The organism is Glutamicibacter soli, from assembly GCF_052322135.1.
Classification (GTDB): domain Bacteria; phylum Actinomycetota; class Actinomycetes; order Actinomycetales; family Micrococcaceae; genus Glutamicibacter; species Glutamicibacter soli.
Genome location: NZ_CM125969.1, coordinates 1,791,214 through 1,814,337, shown reverse-complemented (window position 1 = coordinate 1,814,337; position 23,124 = coordinate 1,791,214). Strand labels below are relative to the sequence as shown.

Annotated in this window: 21 protein-coding genes and 1 pseudogene; 3 read left to right on the top strand and 19 right to left on the bottom strand. The window is 67.7% G+C overall.

Going from position 1 to position 23,124, the window contains the following annotated elements; translation table 11 throughout:
* Positions 1-28 precede the first annotated feature (28 nt).
* The 11 genes and pseudogenes from ACTX90_RS08620 to ACTX90_RS08570 form a co-directional block, all read right to left on the bottom strand.
* Complete coding sequence (locus ACTX90_RS08620) at positions 29-388, bottom strand: hypothetical protein (RefSeq protein WP_047119105.1); 360 nt, start codon at positions 386-388, stop codon at positions 29-31.
* Positions 389-2,392 carry a helix-turn-helix transcriptional regulator gene (locus tag ACTX90_RS08615; RefSeq protein WP_047119104.1) on the bottom strand — a complete coding sequence of 668 codons (2,004 nt, stop codon included), beginning with the start codon at positions 2,390-2,392 and terminating at the stop codon, positions 389-391.
* Between the two features lie 99 nt (positions 2,393-2,491).
* Positions 2,492-2,887 (bottom strand): FKBP-type peptidyl-prolyl cis-trans isomerase, encoded by a 396-nt coding sequence (locus ACTX90_RS08610; RefSeq protein ID WP_053799402.1) that lies wholly within the window; start codon positions 2,885-2,887, stop codon positions 2,492-2,494.
* 37 nt (positions 2,888-2,924) lie between these two features.
* The gene (locus ACTX90_RS08605) at positions 2,925-3,857 is read right to left on the bottom strand and encodes an FKBP-type peptidyl-prolyl cis-trans isomerase (RefSeq protein ID WP_120989439.1); all 933 of its coding nucleotides are present in this window, start codon (positions 3,855-3,857) and stop codon (positions 2,925-2,927) included.
* A gap of 118 nt (positions 3,858-3,975) precedes the next feature.
* Complete coding sequence (gene pafA / locus ACTX90_RS08600) at positions 3,976-5,349, bottom strand: Pup--protein ligase (RefSeq protein WP_443443881.1); 1,374 nt, start codon at positions 5,347-5,349, stop codon at positions 3,976-3,978.
* 70 nt (positions 5,350-5,419) lie between these two features.
* Positions 5,420-5,524, bottom strand: a pseudogene (locus ACTX90_RS08595) (ubiquitin-like protein Pup); the annotation flags it as partial.
* A gap of 149 nt (positions 5,525-5,673) precedes the next feature.
* Entirely contained in the window at positions 5,674-7,287 is a 1,614-nt protein-coding gene (gene dop, locus ACTX90_RS08590; RefSeq protein WP_113606238.1) for a depupylase/deamidase Dop, read from the bottom strand.
* A complete protein-coding gene (gene arc / locus ACTX90_RS08585) occupies positions 7,284-8,918 on the bottom strand; it encodes a proteasome ATPase (protein WP_443444008.1) in 1,635 nt (544 codons plus the stop codon). The genes dop and arc overlap by 4 nt, the downstream gene beginning before the upstream one ends.
* A 181-nt stretch (positions 8,919-9,099) precedes the next feature.
* Positions 9,100-10,197, bottom strand: coding sequence for a tRNA (adenine-N1)-methyltransferase (locus tag ACTX90_RS08580; protein ID WP_113606237.1), 1,098 nt, complete (start codon positions 10,195-10,197; stop codon positions 9,100-9,102).
* A 27-nt stretch (positions 10,198-10,224) separates the two neighbouring features.
* Entirely contained in the window at positions 10,225-11,352 is a 1,128-nt protein-coding gene (locus ACTX90_RS08575; protein ID WP_443443878.1) for a site-2 protease family protein, read from the bottom strand.
* On the bottom strand, positions 11,349-12,062 hold the full coding sequence (locus tag ACTX90_RS08570) for an HAD family hydrolase (protein WP_047119098.1): 714 nt from the start codon (positions 12,060-12,062) through the stop codon (positions 11,349-11,351). The genes ACTX90_RS08575 and ACTX90_RS08570 overlap by 4 nt, the downstream gene beginning before the upstream one ends.
* A 95-nt stretch (positions 12,063-12,157) precedes the next feature.
* Here ACTX90_RS08570 and ACTX90_RS08565 point away from each other — a divergent pair, with 95 nt between their 5' ends.
* Positions 12,158-13,066: a proteasome assembly chaperone family protein gene (locus ACTX90_RS08565; RefSeq protein WP_120989441.1), complete on the top strand. Its 909-nt coding sequence runs from the start codon at positions 12,158-12,160 to the stop codon at positions 13,064-13,066.
* Positions 13,067-13,102: 36 nt separating this feature from the next.
* Here the strand turns inward: ACTX90_RS08565 and mshC are convergent, their stop codons facing one another.
* From mshC to ACTX90_RS08550, 3 genes are all read right to left on the bottom strand, one after another.
* Entirely contained in the window at positions 13,103-14,368 is a 1,266-nt protein-coding gene (gene mshC / locus ACTX90_RS08560) for a cysteine--1-D-myo-inosityl 2-amino-2-deoxy-alpha-D-glucopyranoside ligase (protein WP_053798062.1), read from the bottom strand.
* A 127-nt stretch (positions 14,369-14,495) separates the two neighbouring features.
* Positions 14,496-15,320: an undecaprenyl-diphosphate phosphatase gene (locus tag ACTX90_RS08555; protein ID WP_047119095.1), complete on the bottom strand. Its 825-nt coding sequence runs from the start codon at positions 15,318-15,320 to the stop codon at positions 14,496-14,498.
* 79 nt (positions 15,321-15,399) lie between these two features.
* Positions 15,400-15,609: a hypothetical protein gene (locus tag ACTX90_RS08550; protein ID WP_047119094.1), complete on the bottom strand. Its 210-nt coding sequence runs from the start codon at positions 15,607-15,609 to the stop codon at positions 15,400-15,402.
* Positions 15,610-15,653: 44 nt separating this feature from the next.
* On the opposite strand from ACTX90_RS08550, the gene ACTX90_RS08545 reads away from it, so the two are divergent.
* On the top strand, positions 15,654-15,893 hold the full coding sequence (locus ACTX90_RS08545; RefSeq protein WP_443443875.1) for a DUF5703 family protein: 240 nt from the start codon (positions 15,654-15,656) through the stop codon (positions 15,891-15,893).
* A gap of 33 nt (positions 15,894-15,926) precedes the next feature.
* Here the strand turns inward: ACTX90_RS08545 and ACTX90_RS08540 are convergent, their stop codons facing one another.
* From ACTX90_RS08540 to ACTX90_RS08520, 5 genes are all read right to left on the bottom strand, one after another.
* Positions 15,927-17,066 carry an acyl-CoA dehydrogenase family protein gene (locus tag ACTX90_RS08540; RefSeq protein ID WP_424573699.1) on the bottom strand — a complete coding sequence of 380 codons (1,140 nt, stop codon included), beginning with the start codon at positions 17,064-17,066 and terminating at the stop codon, positions 15,927-15,929.
* Between the two features lie 41 nt (positions 17,067-17,107).
* Positions 17,108-18,424, bottom strand: a complete 1,317-nt coding sequence (locus ACTX90_RS08535; protein ID WP_047119091.1) for a M20/M25/M40 family metallo-hydrolase — start codon at positions 18,422-18,424, stop codon at positions 17,108-17,110.
* An 86-nt stretch (positions 18,425-18,510) separates the two neighbouring features.
* Complete coding sequence (locus ACTX90_RS08530; protein ID WP_443443873.1) at positions 18,511-19,467, bottom strand: TAXI family TRAP transporter solute-binding subunit; 957 nt, start codon at positions 19,465-19,467, stop codon at positions 18,511-18,513.
* Position 19,468: 1 nt separating this feature from the next.
* Positions 19,469-20,899, bottom strand: a complete 1,431-nt coding sequence (locus tag ACTX90_RS08525) for a sensor histidine kinase (RefSeq protein ID WP_443443871.1) — start codon at positions 20,897-20,899, stop codon at positions 19,469-19,471.
* Positions 20,896-21,561 (bottom strand): response regulator transcription factor, encoded by a 666-nt coding sequence (locus ACTX90_RS08520; protein ID WP_047119088.1) that lies wholly within the window; start codon positions 21,559-21,561, stop codon positions 20,896-20,898. The genes ACTX90_RS08525 and ACTX90_RS08520 overlap by 4 nt, the downstream gene beginning before the upstream one ends.
* Before the next feature lie 255 nt (positions 21,562-21,816).
* On the opposite strand from ACTX90_RS08520, the gene ACTX90_RS08515 reads away from it, so the two are divergent.
* Positions 21,817-23,100: an Nramp family divalent metal transporter gene (locus tag ACTX90_RS08515; protein ID WP_047119087.1), complete on the top strand. Its 1,284-nt coding sequence runs from the start codon at positions 21,817-21,819 to the stop codon at positions 23,098-23,100.
* Positions 23,101-23,124 lie beyond the last annotated feature (24 nt).

Sequence of the window (23,124 nt, the reverse complement as noted above, 5' to 3'; positions counted from 1 at the left end):
ATTCCCTTCTCTCAAGTTCAAGTCTACGTTAGAACAGGCCCAAGTCCCGCATGTTCTGTGCCTGGCCTCGCTTGGCGCGACGCGCCACGCGGCGCACCCGTCGCGCTTCGATGCGTTCTGCCTTGCCCTTGCGCAAAAGCTTTTTGATTTTCTTCGGGTCAGCGTGGGTTGCCGCGGTGCCGTGCGGGTAGCGGCGGCCCACCGCGGCATACTCCACGACGGTGCCGGGCTTGGCGAATTCGGCGCCCAGCTGCTCGGAGGCCTCCCCCAGCGTGTCGAACACCTTCACGCCCTGGCGGAACAGCCGGAAGCCGGCCAGCACCGCGCAGAGCAGGGTCGCCAGGACGAGTACCGTCCACAGCAAGGTCCAGAACCACCAAGGGAGCATTTATTTATCCTCATACATCCGGATAGCTTCGTCCAACCACTCGCGCACGCGTTCGCGCGTAGCGTCGGGAGAGATCACTGCAATCTTACCGCCGTGGCGGGCCACCAGCGGCGCAGGCACCAGATCGTAGGAGATCCGCACCTTGGCCAGGTAGCCGTTGCCGATTTTCGAGCTCGACCATTCCGAAGGTTGGAAGGACTCCACTGCCGGCAGCTCCTCGTCGTCCACGTAGAGCACCGCCTGCAGGTCCTCGGCCGAGCCGCGGTAGCGCATGTCCAGTTCCTCGTCGTCACGGTGGCGCGGCCCGCGCTCGAAGACCTCTCCGGTGGCCTCGGCATCCAGGATGCGGTCCACGCGGAAGGTCAGCAGGTCTTCGCGGGTGCGGCACCAGGCGCGCAGGTACTGGGTCGCGCCGTCCTCCACCAGCCGCACCGGCTCCACCTCGCGGCGCTGGTGCGCCTGCGAGTGGGCGGAGTAGTAGTCGATGGAGAGCACCTGGGAGCCGAGCACCGCATCCACCAGCTGGGCGGGGATGTCGTGCTCGCGCACCTGGGACAGGGCGAAGCCCAGCGAGCCGTTCCAGCCGTCGAAGCGGGCCACCGCAGCGTTGATCTTCTCCAGCGCCGAGGCCAGCACCTCGCGGTGCTCGAACTTGGGGATGCTGGCCAGCGCGTTCAGCCCGCCGAGCACGGCGACGGCTTCCAGCGGGGCGAGCTTCTGCGGCTCGGCCAGCAGCGCGGCGTTGGAGATGGTGACGGTGTCAGCCTCCAGGTCCCCGTCGTTGACGTTGATCAGCTCGTCGTGCTGGCCTCCGGGTACGCCGCACATCATGATCATCGCCAGTTCCTCGCGGACCTTGTCCACCGGCATCTGGTAGCGATCGGCGAGCTCCTTGATCTCGACCACCCCGTGGGAGACCACGTACTGGATCATGTCGATGTTGCGCAGCACCTGGGTGGCGGTGGTTCCGCGCCCGGCGGCGCGCTGCGCCCTGAAGGAGGCATTGTGCATGCGCGGGTCCCCGGCCAGCTGCACCTGGGCGTCGCGGGCGGCGCGCAGCGTGGCGGCGACCTGCTCGGCCAGCGGCGCGGGCTCGAGCACCTTCACCGCGGGGCCGTAGGCGGCCAGCTCGGAGGCGAAGGACTCGGGGTCGGCATAGGCGATGTGCAGCGGGTTCTGGCTGGAGGCGCCGTTCAGGGCTCGCACGCGCAGCGGGGTGGCGGCGTCGTCGCGGATTTCAACGGTGGCCAGGTGCCCGGGATTGCGCAGGTCGAAGTCCAGCAGCACCTGGGACATGCTGAAGTCCGCCGGACGCGGCCGGTAGCCGGCGCTGCTGGTGCCGCCGCGCCGAATGGTGGTCTTGAAGTTGCCCACCACGCGCGAGAGACGGAAGACGCGCTGGGCGTCGCGGGTGTGGTCGAAGCCGGTGAAGTACCAGTTGCCGAAGCGCTGGCCGATCCCCCACATGTCCACCTCGCGCACCGATTCGACGTTGCCGGCGGTGACGTAGTTGAACTTGACGGTTTTGCGGTTGAACACTGCGAGGGCGCATTCGCGGAAGTTCGGCTCGTCCAGCGAGAGCCGGGGCAGCAGCGAGCCTGCGAACGGGGCGACCGGCGCGGGGGCGCTGGAACCGGTGATCCGCGCGGCGGCCTTCAGGCCCAGGGCCTGCAGCTTGGAGTCCTTCCACAGGCTCGCGGCCAGGGAGATCATCGCCGATTCGGCCGGGGTGAAGCTGACCTCGGGAAGGAACCAGTCGCTGGTGTCGATGCTGTAGCGCATCTCGCCGTCGACGTCGTCGGCGATCAGGCGCAGGCCGAAGTCGTTGCGGATCTCTTCGCGCAGCCGTTCCACTGATTTTTCGCGGGCGGAGTCGCTTCCCTCGGGGGTGAGGTATTCCCCGATCATCGCGGTGGTGAATTTCCGCGGAGTGGTGGCCAACGCGTAGATGAGGCTGGTCAGGCGCTCGGCCTTGCTCGGTCCTGAAGATTGCTTTGTGCTCACGAGATAACCCTAGCGATTTTTGGCGTTGACCGCAGACTTTTAAGACGGCTGTGGCCCCGAAGATGTCGGGGCCACAGCTTTTTGCGTCAAGCGGTCTGGCTACTTGGTGCCCATCAGGTCAACCACGAAGATCAGCGCTTCGTTCGGGGCGATGGCGCCCGGGGCGCCGCGTTCGCCGTAGGCCAGGTGCGAAGGGATTTCCAGGCGACGGCGGCCGCCGACCTTCATGCCCAGCAGGCCCTGGTCCCAGCCCTGGATGACCATGCCGACGCCGACCGGGAAGTCGAGGGTCGAGCCGCGGCCCCAGGAGGAGTCGAATTCCTCGCCGGTGGACCAGGCGACGCCCACGTAGTGGGCCTGGACGGTGGTGCCGGGGGTGACCTCGGCGCCGGTGCCCTCGATCAGGTCGGTGATGACCAGCTCGGTGGGTGCATCGGTGCCCGGGAAGTCGATTTCCGGCTTGGTGCGGTCGTAGTTGCGTTCTCCGAACGACATGTTCACGGCCTTTCTATATTCGTTGTCCGGCTGGCTGTTAGCCGGCCGCGGCGGATACCTCGGTCAATTCTACGTAGAACACCAGGGTTCCGGTGGGCGATCCGCCGGTAGAGGAATCACCGTAGGCCAGATCGGCGGGGATGGTCAGCATGACCTTAGAGCCCGCCTTCAGGCCGGTCAGGCCCTGGGTCCAGCCCTTGATGACCTGGTTCAGGCCGAACTGGGTGGCGTCGGCGTCGAAGTTGCCGTCGAACTTCTTGCCGTCGGCGTAGGTGACGCCCAGGTACTTGGCCTTGACCGTGGAGGTCTCGGTGGCTGCTTCGCCCTTGGTGCCCTGCTCCAGCACGTCCACGACCAGGCCCTTGGGCGCCTCGACATCCTTCGGGATGTTAATGGTGGGCTGCTTGTCCTTGAAGCTGACGGTCGGCAGCTTGCCTTCCTTCTTCAGCTTCGCGGTCTCCTCCTCGGAGAGCTTGGAGCTGGCCGGGGTGGTGCCCTCGATGGTCATCACGATGATGCGCTCGGCGCGGCTGCCCGGCTCCGGGGTCTTCTGCGCGCCATTGGCGTCGACGCTCTCGATCGCCGAGTAGGCGACCCAGTCGCCGACGTGGCCGTCGATCAGCACGTTGTAGAGCGAGGGCATGGTCTGCTTGAACTGGTCGTCCAGCACCATCGGGGCGGCCTGGCCAGTGAAGTTCTCGTTGGTCAGCTTGCCGTCGATGGTCTTGTAGAGCCCGGACTTCACCTGGATGGTGTCACCCGGGTTGATCTCGGCGCCCTCGCCCTTGACCACGTTGACCGCCTCGTCCTTCTCGGTCAGGAAGGGGGCGTCGATGCTGACCTCTGGAGCGGTGCTGGCGTCCTTGGCCGGGGTGACCTTGATGTCGGCCAGTTCGCTGCTGCTCGAGGAGCCGCAGGCGGCCAGGGCGAGGATTGAAGCGGTGGCGGCTGCTGCCAAAACTTTGCGCACGAATCTACTTTCGTTCTTCCGGTATTTCAAAAATTGCGTGGCGAACCTGCGTGTCAGCGGAACGCGCTCGCTTGCAAGCCTAGTTCGGCTTGCTGTGAAAAGTCTTTCCACCAGCTCCCTAGACGGGCTGGCTCATGATCTGGATCAGCTCGTCGACCTGCGGGTTGCTGGTCGCGAACGGGTCCTTGGCCAGCACGATGCCGCCGGCGCCTTCCTCGTATTTCATGTGCACCCAGTCGGCGCTGTAGCGCCGGCCGGTGGCGCGGGCCGCGCGGATGAACTTGGCGCGCAGCGCTGCGCGGGTGGTGGACGGCGGATTCACCACGGCGTCGCGGATCTGCTCGTCTGACACCACGGAGGTGGCCAGCCCGCGCTTGGCCAGCAGGTGGAACAGCCCGCGGGCGGGGTCGATGTCGTGGTAGGTCAGGTTCAGCTGGGCCAGCCGGTGCGAGGAGAGCTCCAGCGAGTTCTTCTGCGCGTACCCGAGCAGCAGCTTGCGCTTGATGGCCCAGTCGATGTCGCTGTCGATGGCGGAGAAGTCCTGTGACTCGATGGCGGTAAGCACCCGCTCCCAGAGTTCCAGGATTTGCTCGGCGCGGTCGTGGTGGGCGCCGTGGCGCTCCACGAATTCCTTGACAGCTTCGAAGAGCACCCACTGGATCTGCAGCGCCGTCGGCTCGTCCCCGCCCATCAGGCGCACCACGGTCTGCCCGGTGAAGTCGTGCGAGACCTGGCGGATGGAGCGGATCGGGTTCTCCAGGCGCAGATCGTGGTAGATCTCCCCGGATTCGATCAGCCGCAGCACCAGGTCGGTGGCGCCGATCTTCAACAGCTGGGTGGTTTCGCTCATCGTGGAGTCGCCCACGATCACGTGCAGCCGGCGGTGGTATTCGGCGTCCGCGTGCGGCTCGTCGCGGGTGTTGATGATCGGGCGCGAACGGGTGGTCGCCGAGGAGACGCCCTCCCACATGTGGTCCGCGCGCTGCGAGAAGACGTACTTGGTCTCGTCGTCCACCTGCACCAGGTTGCCCGCGCCGCACAGCAGCTGGCGGGTGACCAGGAACGGGATGAGCATGTCGGCCAGGCGCCTGAATTCGATCTTGCGCGGGATCAGGTAGTTCTCGTGGCAGCCGTAGGAGTTCCCGGCGGAGTCCACGTTGTTCTTGAACATGAAGATCTTGCCCTCATGCCCCTCTTCGGCCAGGTGGTCCTCGGCCTGGTCCACCAGGTCGAGCATCAGCGCCTCGCCGGCGCGGTCGTGGGCGATCAGCTGCAGCAGCTGGTCGCATTCGGCCGTGGCGTACTCCGGGTGGGATCCCACGTCCAGATAGAGCCGGGAGCCGTTCTCCAGGAAGACGTTCGAGCTGCGGCCCCAGGCCACGATCGGGCGGAACAGGTGCCTGGCGGCGTCCTCCGGGGTCAGCCGGCGTCCGTCGGACGGCACGTAGTTGAGCCCGAATTCGGTTTCCAGCCCGAAGATTCTGCGATCCACTGGAAAAGTACTTCCCTTCAGCTGCGGCGCCTGGTCCGGCGCCTATGGATGGTGGCGGCAGCCCGGAAGGCTACTGGCCGCCCTTCTGCACGAAGCCGCGGACGAATTCCTCGGCGTTGGATTCCAGGACCGAGTCGATCTCGTCGAGCAGGTCGTCGACGCCGGCGGACTGGCCGGTGGTGTTGACCTGGATCTGCTCGGCGTGCTCCTGGGTCTCGCTCTGCCGGCGGGACGAAAAGCTTTCCTGGGTCATGGCCCTCTCCTTCTGCTTGAAACTGCGCTGCCGCGAATTACGCACCGGCAGTGATTCTTATTCTGCTCGCTCTAGGCGCGCGGCGCCAATTTATTGATGAACTCGTCGATCTCCAGGTTCGCCTCGAACAGCCGGCCCACGTCCTTGCGCGAGCCGCCCAGCGGCTCGGAAAGGAACACCCGGTTCACCCGGCGCGCCCCGGGCACCGCGAAGGTCAGCGCGTCCCAGTTGGCCGCGACCACATAGGGGGCGTAGCGCTGCAGGGTCATGCCGCGCAGGTAGGCCCGGGTGTCCTCCGGCGGGGCGGCGACCGCCTGGTTGATCTGCTCCTGGCTGAACAAGCTCTGCATGGCCCCGCGCGCGGCGAGCCGGTAGTACAGGCCCTTGTCCTGGCGCAGGTCCGCCCACTGCAGGTCCATCAGCCCGATCCGCGGGTCATCCAGGCCCAAACCGTGGCGCTGCGCGAAGGAGGTGACCAGCTTGTACTTGGCGATCCAGTCGACCTGGTCCGCGGCCAGCAGCGGATCGCGCTCCAGCAGATCCAGGACGGCCTCCCAGCGCTGCAGGATCTCGGCGGTGTCGGCGTCCTCGATCCCCCGGGAGGCGCAGTACCCCTGGGCCGCCAGCAGGTATTCGCGCTGGATCTGAATGGCGCTCAGGCGCCGCCCGCCGCGCAGCCGCACCGCGGTTGCCAGGCTCGGGTCGTGGCTGATCTGCTGCAGCGCCGCCACCGGGTCCTCAAGCTCCAGCGCGGGCGCGAGGCCCGCCTCGATGAGGCTGAGCACCAGGTTGGTGGTGCCCACGCGCAGCAGCGTGGAGATCTGCCCCAGGTTCGCGTCGCCGATGATCACGTGCAGCCGGCGGTACTTGTCCCAGACCGCGTGCGGCTCGTCGCGGGTGTTGATGATCGGGCGGTTGATGGTGGTTTCCAGCCCCACCTCCGCCTCGAAGAAGTCCGCGCGCTGCGAGATCTGGAATTCGGCGCGCTCGCCCAGCATGCCCCGGCCCACGCGCCCGGCGCCGCAGAAAATCTGCCGGGTGGCGAAAAACGGGGTGAGCCCGGAAACCAGTGCGGAGAACTCCACCGCGCGGGGCACCAGGTAGTTCTCGTGCGCGCCGTAGGAGACCGACTTGTTGTCGGTGTTGTTCTTGTAGAGCAGCAGCTGCCCGCCGCCCAAGCGCTGCGCGGAGTCCGCGGCGCGGCGCATCACCTCGTCGCCGGCCTGGTCCCAGAGCACCGCGGCGCGCGGCGAGGTGGATTCGGGGCTGGAGTACTCCGGGTGCGCATGGTCCACGTACAGGCGCGCGCCGTTGCCCAGCACCATGTTCATCACCACGTCGGTGGTGTCCTTCTCCTGGTACAGGGTGGAGCCGATGCGCGCGTCATTGCCCGACAGCGCGATGGACTCCGCGGTCCAGATGCCCTCCTGCTGATCCGGCTCCACATCGGTGAGCTGGCTGGGATGGGCGTCGGCGCGGTTGATGGCGAAGCCGCGGGCATCCTGCAGCGGGGATTCGTCGGCGTAGTCCCAGCGCGCACCCTGCACCCGCGCATCCCCCTGGGCGACCAGCTGGGCGTAGGAGTCGACGATCTGCGCGGAAAGCACCGTGGCGTTAGCCTTGGGCATGCCGGGGCGGATGATGCCGTATTCGGTCTCCAGCCCGACCAGCCGGCGGGCGCTCACTTGGCGCCCCGCTGGTTCACCAGCGAGCGGATGTTGCTGATCCGCTCCCCCTTGCGCCCGGAGATCCGGGCCCAGTCGTCGGGGTTGGTGGTGTTGGGCATGTCCTCGTGCTCGGCGAACTCCTCGCGCACCGCGCGCAGCAGGTACTCCATCTTCAGCCCGCGCTCGCCGCCGGTGATCAGCGCCTTGATGGCGTGCTTCTTCGCCCGGTCCACCACGTTGTGGATGACCGCTCCGGAGGCGAAGTCCTTGAAGTAGAGGATCTCCGAGGCGCCGGTCACGTAGGTGACCTCCAGGAACTCGTTGATCGGAGCGGTGGAATACATGGCCTCGACGGTGCCGCGGATCATGCGCTCGATGGTGGCCTGCGCGTCGGCGTCGGCGGCCAGCTCCTCGGGGTGGATGGGCAGGTCGGTGGTGAGGTACTTGCCGAAGATCTCCGCGGCGCCCTCGGCGTCCGGGCGGCGGATCTTGATCTTCACGTCCAGCCGCCCGGGGCGCAGGATGGCCGGGTCGATCATGTCCTCGCGGTTCGAGGCGCCGATCACGATCACGTTGTCCAGCCGCTCCACGCCGTCGATCTCCGCCAGCAGCTGCGGCACGATGGTGGTTTCCACGTCCGAGGAGACGCCGGTGCCGCGGGTGCGGAACAGCGATTCCATCTCGTCGAAGAACACCACGACCGGGTCGCCGTGCAGCGCCTTCTCGCGGGCGCGGGCGAAGATCAGCCGGATGTGGCGTTCGGTTTCGCCCACGTACTTGTCCAGCAGCTCCGGGCCCTTGATGTTCAGGAAGTAGCTGCGGGTGGCGCCTTCGCCATTGCGCTCGGCGGCGCGCTGGGCCAGCGAGTGCGCCACGGCCTTGGCGATCAGGGTCTTGCCGCAGCCCGGAGGGCCGTAGAGCAGGATGCCCTTGGGGGCGCTCAGCCCGTGCTCGCGGTAGAGCTCCGGGTGGGAGAAGGGAAGCTCGACCGAATCCTGGATCGCCTCGATCTGCGAGTTCAGCCCGCCGATGTCCGAGTAGGCGATATCGGGGACTTCCTCCAGCACCAGGGACTGCATGTCGGTCAGCTGCACGCGGCTCATGGCCAGCCCGGTGCGCGGGTCGAGGGTGAGCTGGTCGCCCACACGCAGGTGCTGCTCGCGCAGCGGCTGGGCCAGGGTGATCACCCGCTGGTCGTCGGCCCGGGCCATGACCACCGCCTGGTGGTCCTTCAGCAGCTCCTTGATGGTGACCAGCTCGCCGGTCTGCTCGTAGCCCAGCCCGGCGATGACCACCAGCGCCTCGTTGAGCAGCACCTGCTGGCCCACGTGTAGCTTCTCGAAGTCGAGCAGCGGGGAGATAGTCACCCGCATCTTGCGCCCGGAGTACATGACGTCCACGGCCTGGATCGCGGTGGATTCGATGCCCAGCCCCGGTTCGGGGTGGCGGCGCGGGTGCTTGGCGGTGATGGTGCCGTAGCTGAACGGGGCGTCGCCGTCGCGTTCCAGGGCTGCCTTGAGGTTGATGATCTGCTCGCGCGTGGTTTCCAGCAGCGCGACCAGGCGCTGGTTGTTGCCGCCGATCCCGGCCAGCTGCTTGTCCAGCGCGCGGTTCTTGTCCCGCAGCACGTTGACCTGGCGTTCGGTCATCTGCAGGCGCTGCGCCAGTTGCTGCGCCTCAAGGCTTTCGCTCACGTTACTTCTCCCTACACTCGTTCGCGCCGCGTGCGGCTAACTCCATCGTACGGACAACGGCCCCGGGTTCAGCGCACCCGGGGCCGTTGATTCACCATCTGAGACGCAACGTCTCAGATGACGGACCGCTCACCGGCTAGTCCTGCTCCTCGGCGGCCGCCGCGGCGTCCTCGGCGTGGGCGGCGCGCACGCGCACCGCCTGGTTCGCATCGCGCGCCGCGCGGCGCAGCTTCTTGTCCGACAGGCCGCGCTCGCCCAGGGCCTGCGCGGTCCACTCCTCCTCGGAGTGGTCGCGGGTCCAGGCGCTCAGGTCCTCGGCCGAGTAGGAGTGCTCCTTGATGCGCTTGGCCTTCGGGATGCCGTTCGCGGCGTCGGCCAGCCGGCGGGTGGTGATCAGGAACGCGGTGTGCGCGACCATGCGGTGGTCCGGGCGCACGGCCAGGCCGTCAACGTGCCAGCCGCGCAGCAGGGTCTCGAAGCACTCGGGCTCGGTGAACTGGCCGGATTCGCGGATGGCCTCCACCACGCGCGACATCTGGGTCACCGAGGAGACGTAGTTGGTCCACACCCCGCCCGGGGCCAGCACGGTGGCCACCGCATCCAGGCACTCCCAGGGGCTGAGCATGTCAAGCACCACGCGGTCGATGCTGCCCGGCTCCTCCAGCTGAACCACGCGGTCCTGGAAGTCGCCGATGGAGATCTGCCAGGCCGGGTGCTCCCCGCCGAAGACGGTGGAGACATTGCCGCGGGCGATGTCCGCGAATTCCTCGCGGCGCTCGAAGGAGTGCAGGTAGCCGCCGTCCCCCACCGCGCGCAGCAGCGAGATGGACAGCGCGCCGGAGCCCACGCCGGCCTCCACCACGCGGGCTCCGGGGTAGATGTCGCCGAACTGCACGATCTGCGCGGCGTCCTTCGGGTAGACCACGGTGGCCCCGCGCGGCATGGAGAGCACGAAGTCCTTGGCCAGCGGGCGCAGCGCCTGGTAGCGGAAGCCGTCCACGTTCTCGATGACCGAGCCCTCGGGCAGCCCGATGATGTCCTCGTGCGGCAGCACGCCCTTGTGGGTGTGGAACTCCCCGCCGGGCTGCAGGGTGATGGTGTTGATGCGGCGCTTTTCATCGGTCAGCTGCACGCGGTCGCCCACGCGGAAAGGGCCGCGGCGGGCGTGCGCGCCGTGCGGGGCGGCGGCTGGCTGGGGCTGCTCGGAACTCTGGCTCACGGTGTTGTCCTTCATTGGTTGGTGCTTGGAAGTTTAATGGGGTTATTTCCTGCGGCCGGTGACCGCGTTGACGATGTCGGTCTGGTGCAGCAGCCCGACCACGACGCCGCGGCTGGAGATCACCGCGTATTCGGCGGTGGGCACGCTGGCCAGGTAGTCGATCAGTTCGCGGCCGTCGGAGTCCTCGGCCACCACGGCGCCTTCGCCCAGCGCCCGGGAGACCGCCAGCGCGGGCGCCTGCGCGGCGTGCGCCGGATCGACCCGGGCCAGCGCCGCCTCGTCGACCACACCCACGGGCATGCCGCACGGGTCGACCAGGATGACCTGGCCGCCGCGCTGGGCCCGGCGCAGGTGCACGTCGGCCACGGACGCGGCCGAGGCCATGGCGCTGGCCGGCTGCATCAGATCGGAGGCGATCACGGTGGGCAGGTTCAGCATCAGCTTCGAATGCCCGATCAGCGCGGTGGTCGCCTGCCACATGAACACGGCCACCATCAGGCCCACCACTGCGGTGATGATCTGCACCTGCTGGCCGCGCAGAAACGGCCAGGCCACGAAGAAGAAGACCACCGCGACGGCGATCGCCCGGCCCGCCCAGGCCGAGGCGATGGTGCCCTTGTACTGGGATCCGGTGGCCTTCCAGACGATCGACTCGACCAGCCGGCCGCCGTCCAGCGGCAGCCCGGGCAGCGCGTTGAAGGCGCCCAGCAGCAGGTTCGCGTACACGCCGAAGTCGAGCAGCAGCTGCAGGTAGATGTTCAGCTCGACCAGCTGGCCGATCCCCCACCCCAGGCCAGCCAGCGCGAAGTTGGACAGCGGCCCGGCCAGCGCCACCCAGAGCGAGGCCCCGGGGCTGGCCTTGAAGGAGCCGAACTGGGTGTGCCCGCCCATCAGGGTGAGCACGATGTGCGCGTCGGGCCACTTGAAGGCGCGCGCCACCATGGCGTGGGCGACCTCGTGCACCAGCACCGCCAGCGCGATAGCCACCGCGCAGGCGAAACCCAGCAGGTAGGCGCCGGCCGCCGGGATCAGCGCGGTCTGCGAGAGCTGCACGCCCATGGAGACGGTGATCACCGCGGTGATGATGAACCAGGAGGAGGACAGGTAGACCGGCACGCCGCCGATCTTGCCGAGCTTGAGGCCCGGCGCCTTGCGGGTTTCTTCGCTCATGCGTTCACCTGGGCCAGCCAGGAGGCCATGGTCTGCAGATCCAGGCCCGCCAGCGAGTCGATCCGGCGCCACGGCCCGTGCCCGGGGTCGGTGGCGTTGGGGATGAGCACCGCGTGCAGGCCGGCGGCGCTGGCGGCGGTGATGCCGGGGGCCGAGTCCTCGAAGCCGATGCAGCGGGCAGGATCCAGCGGCGCGCCGGCCAGCTCGGAGAGCAGCTGCAGCCCGCGCAGGTAGGGTTCGGGGTGCGGTTTGCCCTGGGCGACTTCCTCGCCGGTCACGCTCGCCTGGAAGATGCCCTCGGGCAGCAGCGGCAGCAGGTCCGCGACGATGCTGCGCTCCGACATGGTCACCAGCGCCTGCGGCACCCCGGCGGCGTGCAGCGCGGTGAGCAGTTCGCGGGCCCCGGGGCGCCACGGCAGCTGCTCGCGGATGCCGGCGGCCACGCGGGCGCTGAGGGTGTCGATGATCTCGCGCACCGGCAGGTCTACCCCGGCGGCCTGCAGCACCCGGGCGGCGTCCGGCAGCGCGCTGCCGACCAGGGCGTGGGCCTGCTCCCCGCCCCAGGTGCCGCCGTGGGCGGCCACCAGTTCCCCTTCGGCGGCGATCCAGTACGGTTCGGTGTCGATCAGGGTGCCGTCCATGTCCCACAGCACGGCGTGCGGGCCTTCGGGCGGCAGATTTGTGTCAAAGGCAAAACTGGTGCTTGGCATGAGTCCATTCTAGATGGAAGAGTGGGGCTAAGCCGTTTCGGCACCCCCGCCGGGAAAGCCCGAAACCTCACAGGAAACCCGCAAAGGAGTCCCGGTTGACCGATCAATACCACGTACCGACGCTCAACGGTTTCATCGCGGGTGGCGATCACGAGCGCCGCCCGGCTGTGCTGGTCGCCGCCTTCGAAGGCTGGAACGACGCAGGCTCGGCCGCCAGCGATGCGCTGCGCAGCATCCTTGACACCAGCGCCGCGGAGCATGTGGCAACCATCGGCCTGGACGACTACTACGACTACCAGTTCACCCGGCCCACCTCGAAGCTGACCGAGCGCGGCCGCGAGGTGCAGTGGCCGCAGACGGACATCTACCGCATCGCGCAGCCGGGGGCCGACGCGGACCTGGTGGTGGTGCTCGGGGTGGAGCCGACCTTCCGCTGGCAGGGATTCTGCGCCCGGATCCTGGAGCACGCCGCCGCGCAGAACGTGCGCGCGGCGCTGACCCTGGGCGCGCTGCTGGCCGACGTGCCGCACACCCGCCCGGTGCCGACCTCCATGGCCAGCGACGATCCCGGGCTGCAGGAGCATTTCAACATCACCGCCTCCAGCTACGCCGGGCCCACCGGCATCCCCTCGGTGCTGGGCATCGAGCTGCAGCGCAGCGGGATCCCGACGATGTCGCTGTGGGCGCAGCTGTCCCACTACGTGGCGCAGGCGCCCAGCCCGCGGGTGCAGCTGGCGCTGGTGGAGCTGCTCGAAGAGCTGCTGCCGGTGTCGATCCCGGCCCAGCAGCTGCGCGAGGACGCCGTGGCCTGGAAGCTCGGGGTGGACGAGCTTGCCGCTTCGGACCCGGAGGTCTCCAAGTACGTGCAGCAGCTGGAGGCGGCCACCGACGCCAGCGAGCTGCCCGAGGCCAGCGGGGAGACCATCGCCCGCGAGTTCGAACGCTACCTGCGCCGCCGCGGCCGCTACCGCACCGACGGCTCGGGGCCCGACTTCGAGATCTAGGATCCCGGAGCCGGGCCCCGTGGCGGTGCGCTTTGGCTACTTGAGCTTCAGGCCCAGCAGCGCGTCCAGCCCGTCCACCAGCAGCGCTTCGCCTTCGCCGTCGCCTTCCGGCGCAGTGGCGGCCCACTGGTCGATGGCCTGAAGCGCGGCCGGCGCGTTCAGGTCCTCGGCCATGCGCGCGCGGATGCGGGTCAGCAGGGCGGTGGCTTCGGCCAACCCGGTGCCGGCCAGACGCTCACGCCAGGCGGAGATGCGCTCCGTGGCCTGCGCCAGCAGCTCGTCGGTCCAGAACCAGTCCGAGCGGTAGTGCTGGGAGAGCAGCACGGCGCGGATGGCCACCGGCTCCACGCCTGCGGCGCGCAGCTTGGAGACCAGCACCAGGTTGCCCAGCGACTTGCTCATCTTCTCGCCATCCAGGCCCACCATGCCGGTGTGCAGGTAGGCCTGGGCCAGCGCCTTGCCGTCGACGGCTGCGGCGTGCCCTGCGGAGAATTCGTGGTGCGGGAAGATCAAGTCCGAGCCGCCGCCCTGCACCGTGAACGGCGCGGGCAGCGTGCGGCGGGCGATCACGGAGCATTCGATATGCCAGCCCGGCCGGCCTGCGCCCAGCCTGCCGCCCTCCCACGACGGCTCGCCTTCGCGGGCGGCGCGCCACAGCAGCGGATCCAGCGCGTCGCGCTTGCCGGCGCGGTCTGGATCGCCGCCGCGTTCGGCGAAGAAGCCCAGCATGGTTTCGCGGTCGTAGCCCGAGACGGTGCCCAGCTTCCAGGCGTCGTTCTGCGCGGCGATGGAGTCGAAGTACACGTCTCCCTCGACGCCGTCGGCCCCGGCCGGCACGGTGTAGGCCAGTCCGGCGTCCAGCAGCTGCTCGACCACCGGCACCAGCCAGTCGATGGATTCCACAGCGCCCACGTAGTGGTGCGGCGGGATCACGTTCAGCGCTTCCATGTCCCTGCGGAACAGCTCGATCTGCGAGGCCGCCAGCTCGCGCCAGTCCACCCCGGTGGCCTCGGCGCGCTCGAGCAGCGGGTCGTCCACGTCGGTGATGTTCTGCGTGTAGGTCACGGTCCGGCCGTTATCCAGCCAGGTGCGGTGCAGCAGGTCGAAGGTGACATAGGTTGCCGCATGCCCCATGTGGGTGGCGTCGTAGGGGGTGATGCCGCAGACATACAGGCTGGCCGGCTCGTTGGCCTTGGCCGCCTCGGCGGTGGCCCGGAGGGTACCGGATGAGGTGTCGAAGACCTCCAGGATCGGGGCGGAGCCCACGATGTGCGGTACTTCCGGGGATTTCCACGCGTGCACTGTTGTACGTCCTTTCGCAGATGCGACGATTGAGTTCTTTAAGTCCAAGTCAAGCAGAGTTGGGTTTATTCCCGTTAACTGCGAAGTGTCCGTGAATCGCTTCACGGACACCTGCGGCTGGCGGATTCTAGGCGTTGATCAGGCCCATTCCCAGCACGACATACAGGCCCAGGCCCAGCAGGATGCGGTACCAGACGAAGACGCGGTAGGAGTGGTGCGAGACGAACTTCAGGAACCAGCCCACGATCAGGAAGCCGACCACGAAGGCCACCAAGGTGGCCAGGCCGGTCTGCGCCAGGGTGTAGACGCCTGGCTCATCGAAGGACTTGGCCAGCTTGTACAGGCCCGAGGCGAACACCGCGGGGATGGCCAGCAGGAACGAATAGCGCGCCGCGGCCTCGCGGGTGTAGCCCATCAGCAGGCCGGCGGTGATGGTGCCGCCGGAGCGGGAGACGCCGGGGATCAGGGCCAGCGCCTGCGCGAAGCCGAACAGGATGCCGTGCTTCGGGGTCAGCGTGTCAAGGGTTCGCGTCTGGCGGCCGTAGTGGTCGGCGATCGCCAGGATCAGGCCGAAGACCACCAGCGTGGTCGCAACGATCCACAGCGAACGGAAGTTGGTGTCGATGTAGTCTTCCAGCAGCAGGCCGAGCACCGCGATCGGGATCGAGCCGACTATGATCAGCCAACCCATCTTCGCGTCGGGATCCGAGTGCGGGACCTTGCCGACCAGCGCCTTGCCCCAGGCGCCGATGATGCGCACGATGTCCCGCCAGAAGAAGACCACCACGGCGGTCTCCGTGCCCAGCTGGGTGATCGCGGTAAAGGCGGCGCCAGGATCCTGGGCGTTGGGAAGGATTTCGCCGACGATGCGCAGGTGGGCTGAGGACGAGATCGGGAGGAACTCTGTCAGGCCCTGGATGAGTCCAAGGAAAGCTGCTTCAAACCAATTCACCCCTCGACATTACTTCACCTGCCCGGCGCGCAGCGCACTGGAAACACCTGAGCGGGAAAAATTCATACCGTGGTCGTGCTCACTGGTCATCCGAAGGTATCGTGAACGGCAGAAGTTCGGAATACTGTTCGTATAGCGCATCTTCGTAGTCTTCGAAAGCATCGGCGAGCGACCCGAAAGCCGTATCAATGGCGGCATCGGCCGATCCCCTGCTTTGGGAAACCACAGCCAGGTGTTGCTCCAAATGCGCGATGAGCGCCTGCAGTGCGTAGCTCGGATCAGTACTCATGGCATCACGCTACAACGCAATCATTTATTCCGATAGGGGGTTCGATGCTTCAGGAAGTCATTAAGGCGCCGCTGCACCAGGAAAACGATTCTCGCTACGAATACATGGTGATCACCGCTTTTCCCGGCGAGTCCAAGCGCGTCGCGCGCGCTGCGCTGCGCGAGCATGCTGACAACGGCAAGTGGGAACTGATGCGCACCTGCCGCTACGAGGGCGGCGCCTACAAGTACTGGCTGCGCCGCCGGGTCATGCGGGTCCAGAGCACCCTGCCCCCGCTCCCCTAGCCGCATCAGCGCCGTTTTGCCGACTGCCGCGCGTCATGACTCCAGCGGCCCGACCAGCCAACTGGCCACGGTATTGGCCGCGGATGCCGCATTCGACGGGTGGTACCAGCTGGCCTGCACGTCGCGGTACAGCCGCTCGAATTCGCTGCCCCGGAAGTACGCGCCGCCGCCGAGCAATTGCCCGGCGTCCTGGACGTTTTCCCGGGCAGTCTGCCCAGCCAGGGTGCGCAGCGTGACCAGCTTGGGGAACCAGGCCGCACCGTGGTCGACACCGGATTCCAGATCTCCGGCCACGGATCGCTGCAACGCGTCGAGGGCCAGCGACCGCATCGCGGCGTCGGCCAGGATTCCCCGGGCCCGCACGTCCTGCGAATACTTCACGCCGTCATGGTGCACCCGCTTGCCTAGGGAGTCCGTGGCGAGCTGCACCGCGCGCTCGGCGATGCCGACATACACGCTGGCGGTCAGGGTCAGGAAGGACGCGAAGATGCCGAAAACCAGCAGATCCGGGTTCGGGCCCACCGGCACCCGGGAATGCACCCAGGCCTCCGGAGCGGTGGCCGACTCCAGCTTGGTGGTGTGCGACTGGCTCGCGCGCATGCCAAGCGTGTCCCAGTCCCCGAGCGAGCGCACGCCGGCCCCGCGCTCGACGAACGCGTGGACCAGCTCGCCGGAGACGGTGTCCTTGCCGAAAATCCCCAGACGCGTGAACGCCGGCGACAGCGAGGTGAAGATCTTGGTTCCCGTGAATGACACCGAGCCGTCGGAATGGGTCACCGCACTGGTTTTGGAATCGAAGAGCACCGCGTCGTTGCCCGGCTCCGAAATGCCGAACGCCATGACCTCGCCCTTGGCCACCCAGTCGATCACCATGTCCAGGCGGCGGTCGCCCCGGGCCGCGAGCAGGTGGGCCACCCCGGCCCAGACCTGGTGCATGTTCACCGCCAGCGCGGTGGCCGGGGCGGCCGAGGCCAGCCGCCTCTGCGCCAGGGCCAGCTGCTGGAAATCCCAGCCGAGCCCGCCGCGTTCGACCGGAACCAGCGCCCGCAGGTATCCCGCCGCGGCCAGTTCTTGGAAGTCCTCCTCCGCGAAGCTGTTCTCGGTGTCGTAGCCGGCCGCACGCTGGCGGAAACGCTCAAGCAGCTCGTCGCTGAGCACGGTTTCAATAGACAAGGTATTCCTCCTGTGAATCCGGTGGTCTGGAAATCTGGGTGTCAGTAGCTGCGCAGCAGGCTTTCAAGCACACGCACGCCGAACTTGACCGAGTCGACCGGAACCCGTTCGTCGACCCCGTGGAACATGCCGGTGAAATCGAGTTCGGCCGGAAGCTGCAGCGGCGCGAACCCGTAGCCGGTGATCCCCAGCTTTGCCAGCCATTTGTTGTCCGTTCCGCCGGAGAGCATGTACGGCAGCACCACCGCGTCCGGGTCCTCCGCCAGCAGCGATTCGACCATGGAGTCCACCAGCGAACCGGCGAAGGGGACCTCCAGCGAATCCTGCTCGTGCACCATGGACAGCTCGACGTGCTCCCCGGCGAGCTCCTTGATTTTCGCGACCGCCTGCTCGTGCTCGTCGGGCAGGGTACGGCAGTCCACCAGCGCTTCGGCGTGCCCCGGGATCACATTGTGCTTGTAGCCGGCCTCCAGCGCCGAGGGGTTGGCGGTGTTCTGCAGCGTCGCGCCGACGAACCGGGAGACGTTGCCCATCGCTTCGAGCAGCGGGGCCGGGTCCTCCTCGGTGAATTCCAGGCCCGCGAGCTCGGCGACGTTTTCCATCAGCGCCCGGGTGGTTTTCGTATAGGACAGCGGCCACTGGTGGCCTCCGATGCGCGAAACCGCGTCGGCCAGGCGCGTCACCGGGTTCTCGGTATTGATCTGCGAACCGTGACCCGCGGTGCCGTGCGCGGTGAGCTTCAGCCAGGCGATGCCTTTCTCGGCGGTCTGCAGCATGTAGGCGCGGCGGCCATTGATCTCCACGGAGAAGCCGCCGACCTCGCTGATGGCTTCGGTGGCGCCGTCGAAGAGCTCCGGGTGGTTCTGGACCATCCATCCGGCCCCGTAGTCGCCGCCGGCTTCCTCATCGGCGAAAAACGCGATGACCAGGTCCCGCTGCGGGACGATCCGCTCCCGGCACAGGTGGCGGACGGCGGCGATGATCATGGCGTCCATGTTCTTCATGTCCACCGCCCCGCGGCCCCAGATCATGCCGTTGATGAGCTCGGCGCCGAACGGGTCCACGCTCCAGTCCTCGGTGATCGCCGGGACCACATCCAGGTGCCCGTGCACAACCAGCGCCGGAAGCGAGGAATCCGAGCCCTTGAGGCGCACCACCACATTCGCGCGTCCAGGCGCGGATTCATAAAGTTCCGGCCGCAGCCCGACCTCTTCGAGCAGCGAGACAACGTAGCGCGCCGCCTCCAGTTCGCCGGCCCCCTTGTTGCCGCCGTAGTTCGTGGTGTCGATCTGGATCAGTCGGCGGCAGAAGTCGACCGCTTCGTTCTCCATGAGTTCTACAGCTGCAGGCTTCGGCATGGCAGGCCTTCCTCTCGCGAACGGGTGCTTGTGGATTCAACACTAGTGCGCTAAACGATACGCGCAACAAATGACACCACGTCAGCCTAGCCATGAAGTTCCCGATAGGCCTGGATGGCCCCGGGGTGCAGCGGCTGCCCTGCGGTGCTGATCAGCGTCTGCGGGGTCAGGTATTGGATGCCGGCGCTGCCTGGCGGAATCAGCTCCTGGGCGCGTTCAACCAGCAGCCTGACCACCTGCCCCGCGGTCTGCGCGGGAAAGCTGGCCGGCGCCATCAGCAGGTTCGCGACGCCCAGGCTCTGCGCCTGTCCAACGCCGGGATAGGTTCCGGCCGGGATCATCACCCGGTCGTAGAGGCCGGGATACCGCGACCGCAGCCCGGGCAGCACGGAGGACAGTCCGATGAGCCGCAGCTCCACCCGCGCGGCCAGCTCCGACACGGCACCCACGGGCATGCCGCCGAAGAGGAACAGCGCATCGATCCGGCCGGATTCCAGCGCCGCAAGCCCGTCGCCGTAGCCGAGCTTGGTTTCCCTCGGCGCATTTCCGCCCGACTTCAGCCCGGCTTCTTCCAAGATGCGCTGCCCGGTCACCCAGGTCCCTGATCCAGCCGCGCCAGTTCCCAGCCGGCGCCCGGCCAGGTCGGGCAGGGTGCGGATGGGAGCGTCGGCCCGCACGATGCAGTGGAAGTAGTTCTGGTACACGCGGCCCAGCGCCAGCGGATTGCCCTCATTGGCGGCAGCGCGGTACTGCGCCACGGTGTCGGCCAGGGCCAGCGAGAGCGAAGCCTCGTGCTCGGCCAGCAGGTGCAGGTTCTGCGCGCTGGCCTCGGTCTGCAGCGCGGACGAGTGCTCGGCGAGCCGATAGCGGACCAGCGCCTGCGAAAGCAGCGTGGCGAATTCGAAGTACATTCCGCCACTTTCGCCGGCGGCGATGTCCAGCCGGTCATGGCGCGGTCCCGGAGTGCACCCTGCAAGCAACGCGGCGGCCGGGGCGGCCAGCGCGTAGCCCAGCACCGCGCGCCGGGTGGGAATTCCGCTCATCTCAAGCCTCCTGCGCTCCAGCATCGTCTTGGGTCCCGGCCAGCCGCAGCGTCACCTGCAGTCCCCCGCCCGCCGCAATTTCCAGAAGCAGCTCGCCGCCATTGGCCCGGACCAGCCGGTCGACGATCGCCATGCCCAGCCCGGTGCCCGGGGACTGCCGGGAGGTCTCGGCCCGCCAGAAGCGCTCGGTCGCGGCCTCCAGCTCGGCGGCCGGCAGGCCCGGCCCGTGGTCGCGGATGACCACGTCAACGACGCTCCCGCGGGCCGCCACCGAGAGGTCGACCTGGCTCCCGGAGGCGTACTTGAAGCAGTTTTCCAGCACCTCGGCGATCATCTGCTGCAGCTCGAATCCGTTGCACACTGCGCGGGCCGTCCGGCTGCCGGGAGCATCCAGGTCCAGCCGCAGCAGCATTCCGCGTTCCCGGGCCGCCGCGCTTTGGCGTTCGACCTCCTCGGTCAACAGCCTGGCCGGGATCACGGTCCCGGCATCGGCGCCGGCAGGGACTGCCCCGCCGGCGCTGCGCTCGGAGAGCCGGTGCTCGGCGCTGGCCAGGCGCAGCACCCCGTCCAGCAGCATTTCAACACGTTCAAGTTCGCGTTCCACAGCGGCGACTCCATCCGGGTCGGCCTTCTCCCCCAGCCGCATTTTCAGCAGGTCCACGCGCAGCCGCAGCGCGGCGATCGGGTTGCGCAGCTGGTGGGAGGTTTCGGCGATCAGCTCGCGTTGCTGGGCCAGGCTGTCGGTGACGATCTGCGCCATGTTCTCAAACGAGCGGGACAGCGCCCGCAGTTCCGGCGGGCCTGCTTCCTGCAGCGGGGCGGGGATCTGCGTGCTGGCCAGCTCGGCCACCGCGTCGCTCAGCCGGTGCACCGGCCGCAGTACCCAGGCGGTCAGCCGCTCGGCGAGCAGCAGCATGCCTGCGCAGACGCTCAGCGACACCAGCACCACTGCTCCCCAGCTCTGCAGGATCGCCTGCCGGGCATCGTCCAGGTTGACCTCCATGACCACCGAGCCCAGCACCTGGGTCGAGTTCCCGAACGGCCGGGCGATCAGGGCAGGTTCCTCGGAGAACGGGCTGATTTGGGGAATCCCGGTCTGGTCGAGGTTCAGGGCGGCACGGCGCCGCACTGCGTCGACCTGCGGATCCAGCGGGTCGATGCCGCCGGAAGTGAACTGCAGCCCGCCCAGGCTGATCAGCAGGCCCTCGTCGAACAGCTGCGAATACGCGTCCATTTCCAGCTGCAGTTCCTCGTGGTCGGTGGCATCCTGCGCGTGGGTGCCCAGCTCGACAAAGCGGTTCACCGAAGCCAACCGGCTGAGCTGGACGTCCTGGGTGGTGTTCCGGCTGATGCTCTGCAGCATCAACGTGCCCAGGATGACGGCGATCAGGCACAGCAGCGAGCCGAGCACCCCCAGAACCCGCAGCCTCACGCGTCCACGGCCTCGATGCGGTAGCCGACCCCGCGCACGTTGACGATCATGCCCGGCCGGTCCAGCTTGGAGCGCAGCCCGGTCAGGTGGACGTCCAGGGAACGGGAGACCGCCATGAACGCGTCGCCCCACAGCGAATCCAGGATCTGCTCGCGGGTGACCACGGATCCTGCATGCTGGGCCAGCAGCGCCAGCAGGTCGAATTCCTTGGCGGTCAGCGACAGCTCGCGCCCGGCCAGGGCCGCTTCGCGCTTGCCGGTGTCCACCTGCAGGTCCCCGACGGCCAGGACACCCGCGTCGGGCGCTTGAACCCGGGAGCGGCGGGCGACAGCCTCGATGCGCGCCAGCAGGACGGCCAGCCCGATCGGCTTGACCAGGTAGTCGTCGGCACCCTGGCGCAGGCCGCGGACCACGCTGCGTTCGTCGTTGCGGGCGGTGAGGATCACGATGGGCACCTCGGTAACCTGGCGCAGCTTGCGCAGGACCTCCAGCCCATCCATGTCCGGCAGGCCCAGATCCAGCAGGATCAGCTGCGCCTGCTGATGCCGCAGCAGCGCGTCGGCACCGCGGGCCGCCCGGAACGCCTCGTGGCCGGCGGCGTTCACGGCATCGATCAGCGCCAGCGCGACGGCATCGTCATCTTCGACGACCATTAGGTGCACGGTGGTTCCTCGGATAAGTGGGCTCTGAATTGGTCAATTCTATCAGCCGGGGGCCTGCGTGTACTTTGCGTCACGTCCTTTCCTAAGGAAGTGTTAGTTCTTCGCGTCCAGCTTGGCCGTAACCGGCATCACTCCTAGATTTGGAGATGTTCTTCCAGCCCGCGGCCATTCAATGGTGAACTCCTGCCGCAGCGGCTGACCGAGGTGCCGGGCTACGGTCCGGCAATGATCGACATTCGTAAAGGACTGGCTCACATGTCAGAAAGCACGCGATCGCTGAATGCGGATCTCGACGGCGGTTCACCGCCGAAATGGAAAATCGTCGGCCCCGGCCTGGTGGTCGCCGCCACCGGCGTGGGCGCGGCCGACATGGTCGCCACCCTCGTGGCCGGCAGCCAGTACGGCTACGCGCTGCTCTGGGCGGTCATCCTGGGCGTGATCCTGAAGATCGTGCTGGTCGAGGGCGCCGGACGCTACACGCTGGCCACCGGCAAAACCATCTTCGAGGGATGGCGCACGCTGGGACGCTGGACCACCTGGTACTTCGGCCCCTACATCATCATCTGGGGCTTCGTCTACGGCGCCACCGCGATGAGCTCGGCGGCGATGCCGCTGGCGGCGCTGTTCCCCGCCATCGACCTGAAGATCTGGTCGGTGCTGATGGGCCTGGCAGGTTTCGCCATGGTCTGGTTCGGCAAGTACAACTTCTTCGAGAAGGTCACCGCGGTGCTGGTGGGCATCATGTTCGTCACCGTGGTCGGCCTGGCCGTCATCGCCGCGCCGAACATCCCCGAGATGTTCTCCGGCCTGATCCCGAGGATTCCCGAGGGCGGCATCGTCTACACCCTGGCGCTGGCCGGCGGCGTCGGCGGCACCATCACCCTGGCTGCCTACGGCTACTGGCTGCGTGAAAAGGGCTGGTACACGCCGAAGTGGATGCGCGTGATGCGCATCGACAACACCATGGCCTATGTCATGACCGGCATCTTCGTGATCGCCATGCTGATCGTCGGGGCCGAGGTGCTGCGCGCCGCGGGCGTCGCCATCTCCGGCGGCGACGAGGGCCTGCTGGAACTGGCCGACGTGCTGCGCGAGCGCTACGGCGTTGTGGTGGGCAACGGCTTCCTGGTCGGCTTCTGGGCCGCGTCCTTCTCCTCGATCATCGGCGTGTGGAACGGCGTCTCGCTGATGTTCGCGGACTTCTGGGGCCACATGCGCAAGAAGCCAGCGAACCACCCGGACACCATGACCGGCGGCAAGTACTTCAAGTTCTACGTGCTCTGGCTGACCTTCCCGCCGATGGTGCTGTTCCTGCTGGACAAGCCGATCGCCTTGATCCTGGCCTACGGCGTGCTCGGCGCCCTGTTCATGCCGTTCCTGGCCGTGACCCTGCTCGGCCTGCTCAACGGCAAGCGCGTGCCCAAGGAATGGGCCAACCGCTGGCACACCAACGGCGCGCTGGCCGTGACCGCGATCCTGTTCATCATCCTGGGTGGACAGCAGCTCTGGAAGTCTCTCTCGCCGCTCTTCGGCGGCTAGCTTCCAGTTTCCCCAGGCTGCCGA

Excerpts from the sequence above, each read along its gene's own strand:
- arc (WP_443444008.1), bottom strand. The coding sequence starts at position 8,918 with ATGACCGAACGCCAGGTCAACGTGCTGCGGGACAAGAACCGCGCGCTG.
- ACTX90_RS08580 (WP_113606237.1), bottom strand. The coding sequence starts at position 10,197 with ATGAAGGACAACACCGTGAGCCAGAGTTCCGAGCAGCCCCAGCCAGCC.
- ACTX90_RS08575 (WP_443443878.1), bottom strand. The coding sequence starts at position 11,352 with ATGAGCGAAGAAACCCGCAAGGCGCCGGGCCTCAAGCTCGGCAAGATC.
- ACTX90_RS08530 (WP_443443873.1), bottom strand. The coding sequence starts at position 19,467 with ATGAGCGGAATTCCCACCCGGCGCGCGGTGCTGGGCTACGCGCTGGCC.
- ACTX90_RS08570 (WP_047119098.1), bottom strand. The coding sequence starts at position 12,062 with ATGCCAAGCACCAGTTTTGCCTTTGACACAAATCTGCCGCCCGAAGGC.
- ACTX90_RS08545 (WP_443443875.1), top strand. The coding sequence starts at position 15,654 with ATGCTTCAGGAAGTCATTAAGGCGCCGCTGCACCAGGAAAACGATTCT.
- ACTX90_RS08610 (WP_053799402.1), bottom strand. The coding sequence starts at position 2,887 with ATGTCGTTCGGAGAACGCAACTACGACCGCACCAAGCCGGAAATCGAC.
- ACTX90_RS08535 (WP_047119091.1), bottom strand. The coding sequence starts at position 18,424 with ATGCCGAAGCCTGCAGCTGTAGAACTCATGGAGAACGAAGCGGTCGAC.
- ACTX90_RS08620 (WP_047119105.1), bottom strand. The coding sequence starts at position 388 with ATGCTCCCTTGGTGGTTCTGGACCTTGCTGTGGACGGTACTCGTCCTG.
- ACTX90_RS08515 (WP_047119087.1), top strand. The coding sequence starts at position 21,817 with ATGTCAGAAAGCACGCGATCGCTGAATGCGGATCTCGACGGCGGTTCA.
- ACTX90_RS08550 (WP_047119094.1), bottom strand. The coding sequence starts at position 15,609 with ATGAGTACTGATCCGAGCTACGCACTGCAGGCGCTCATCGCGCATTTG.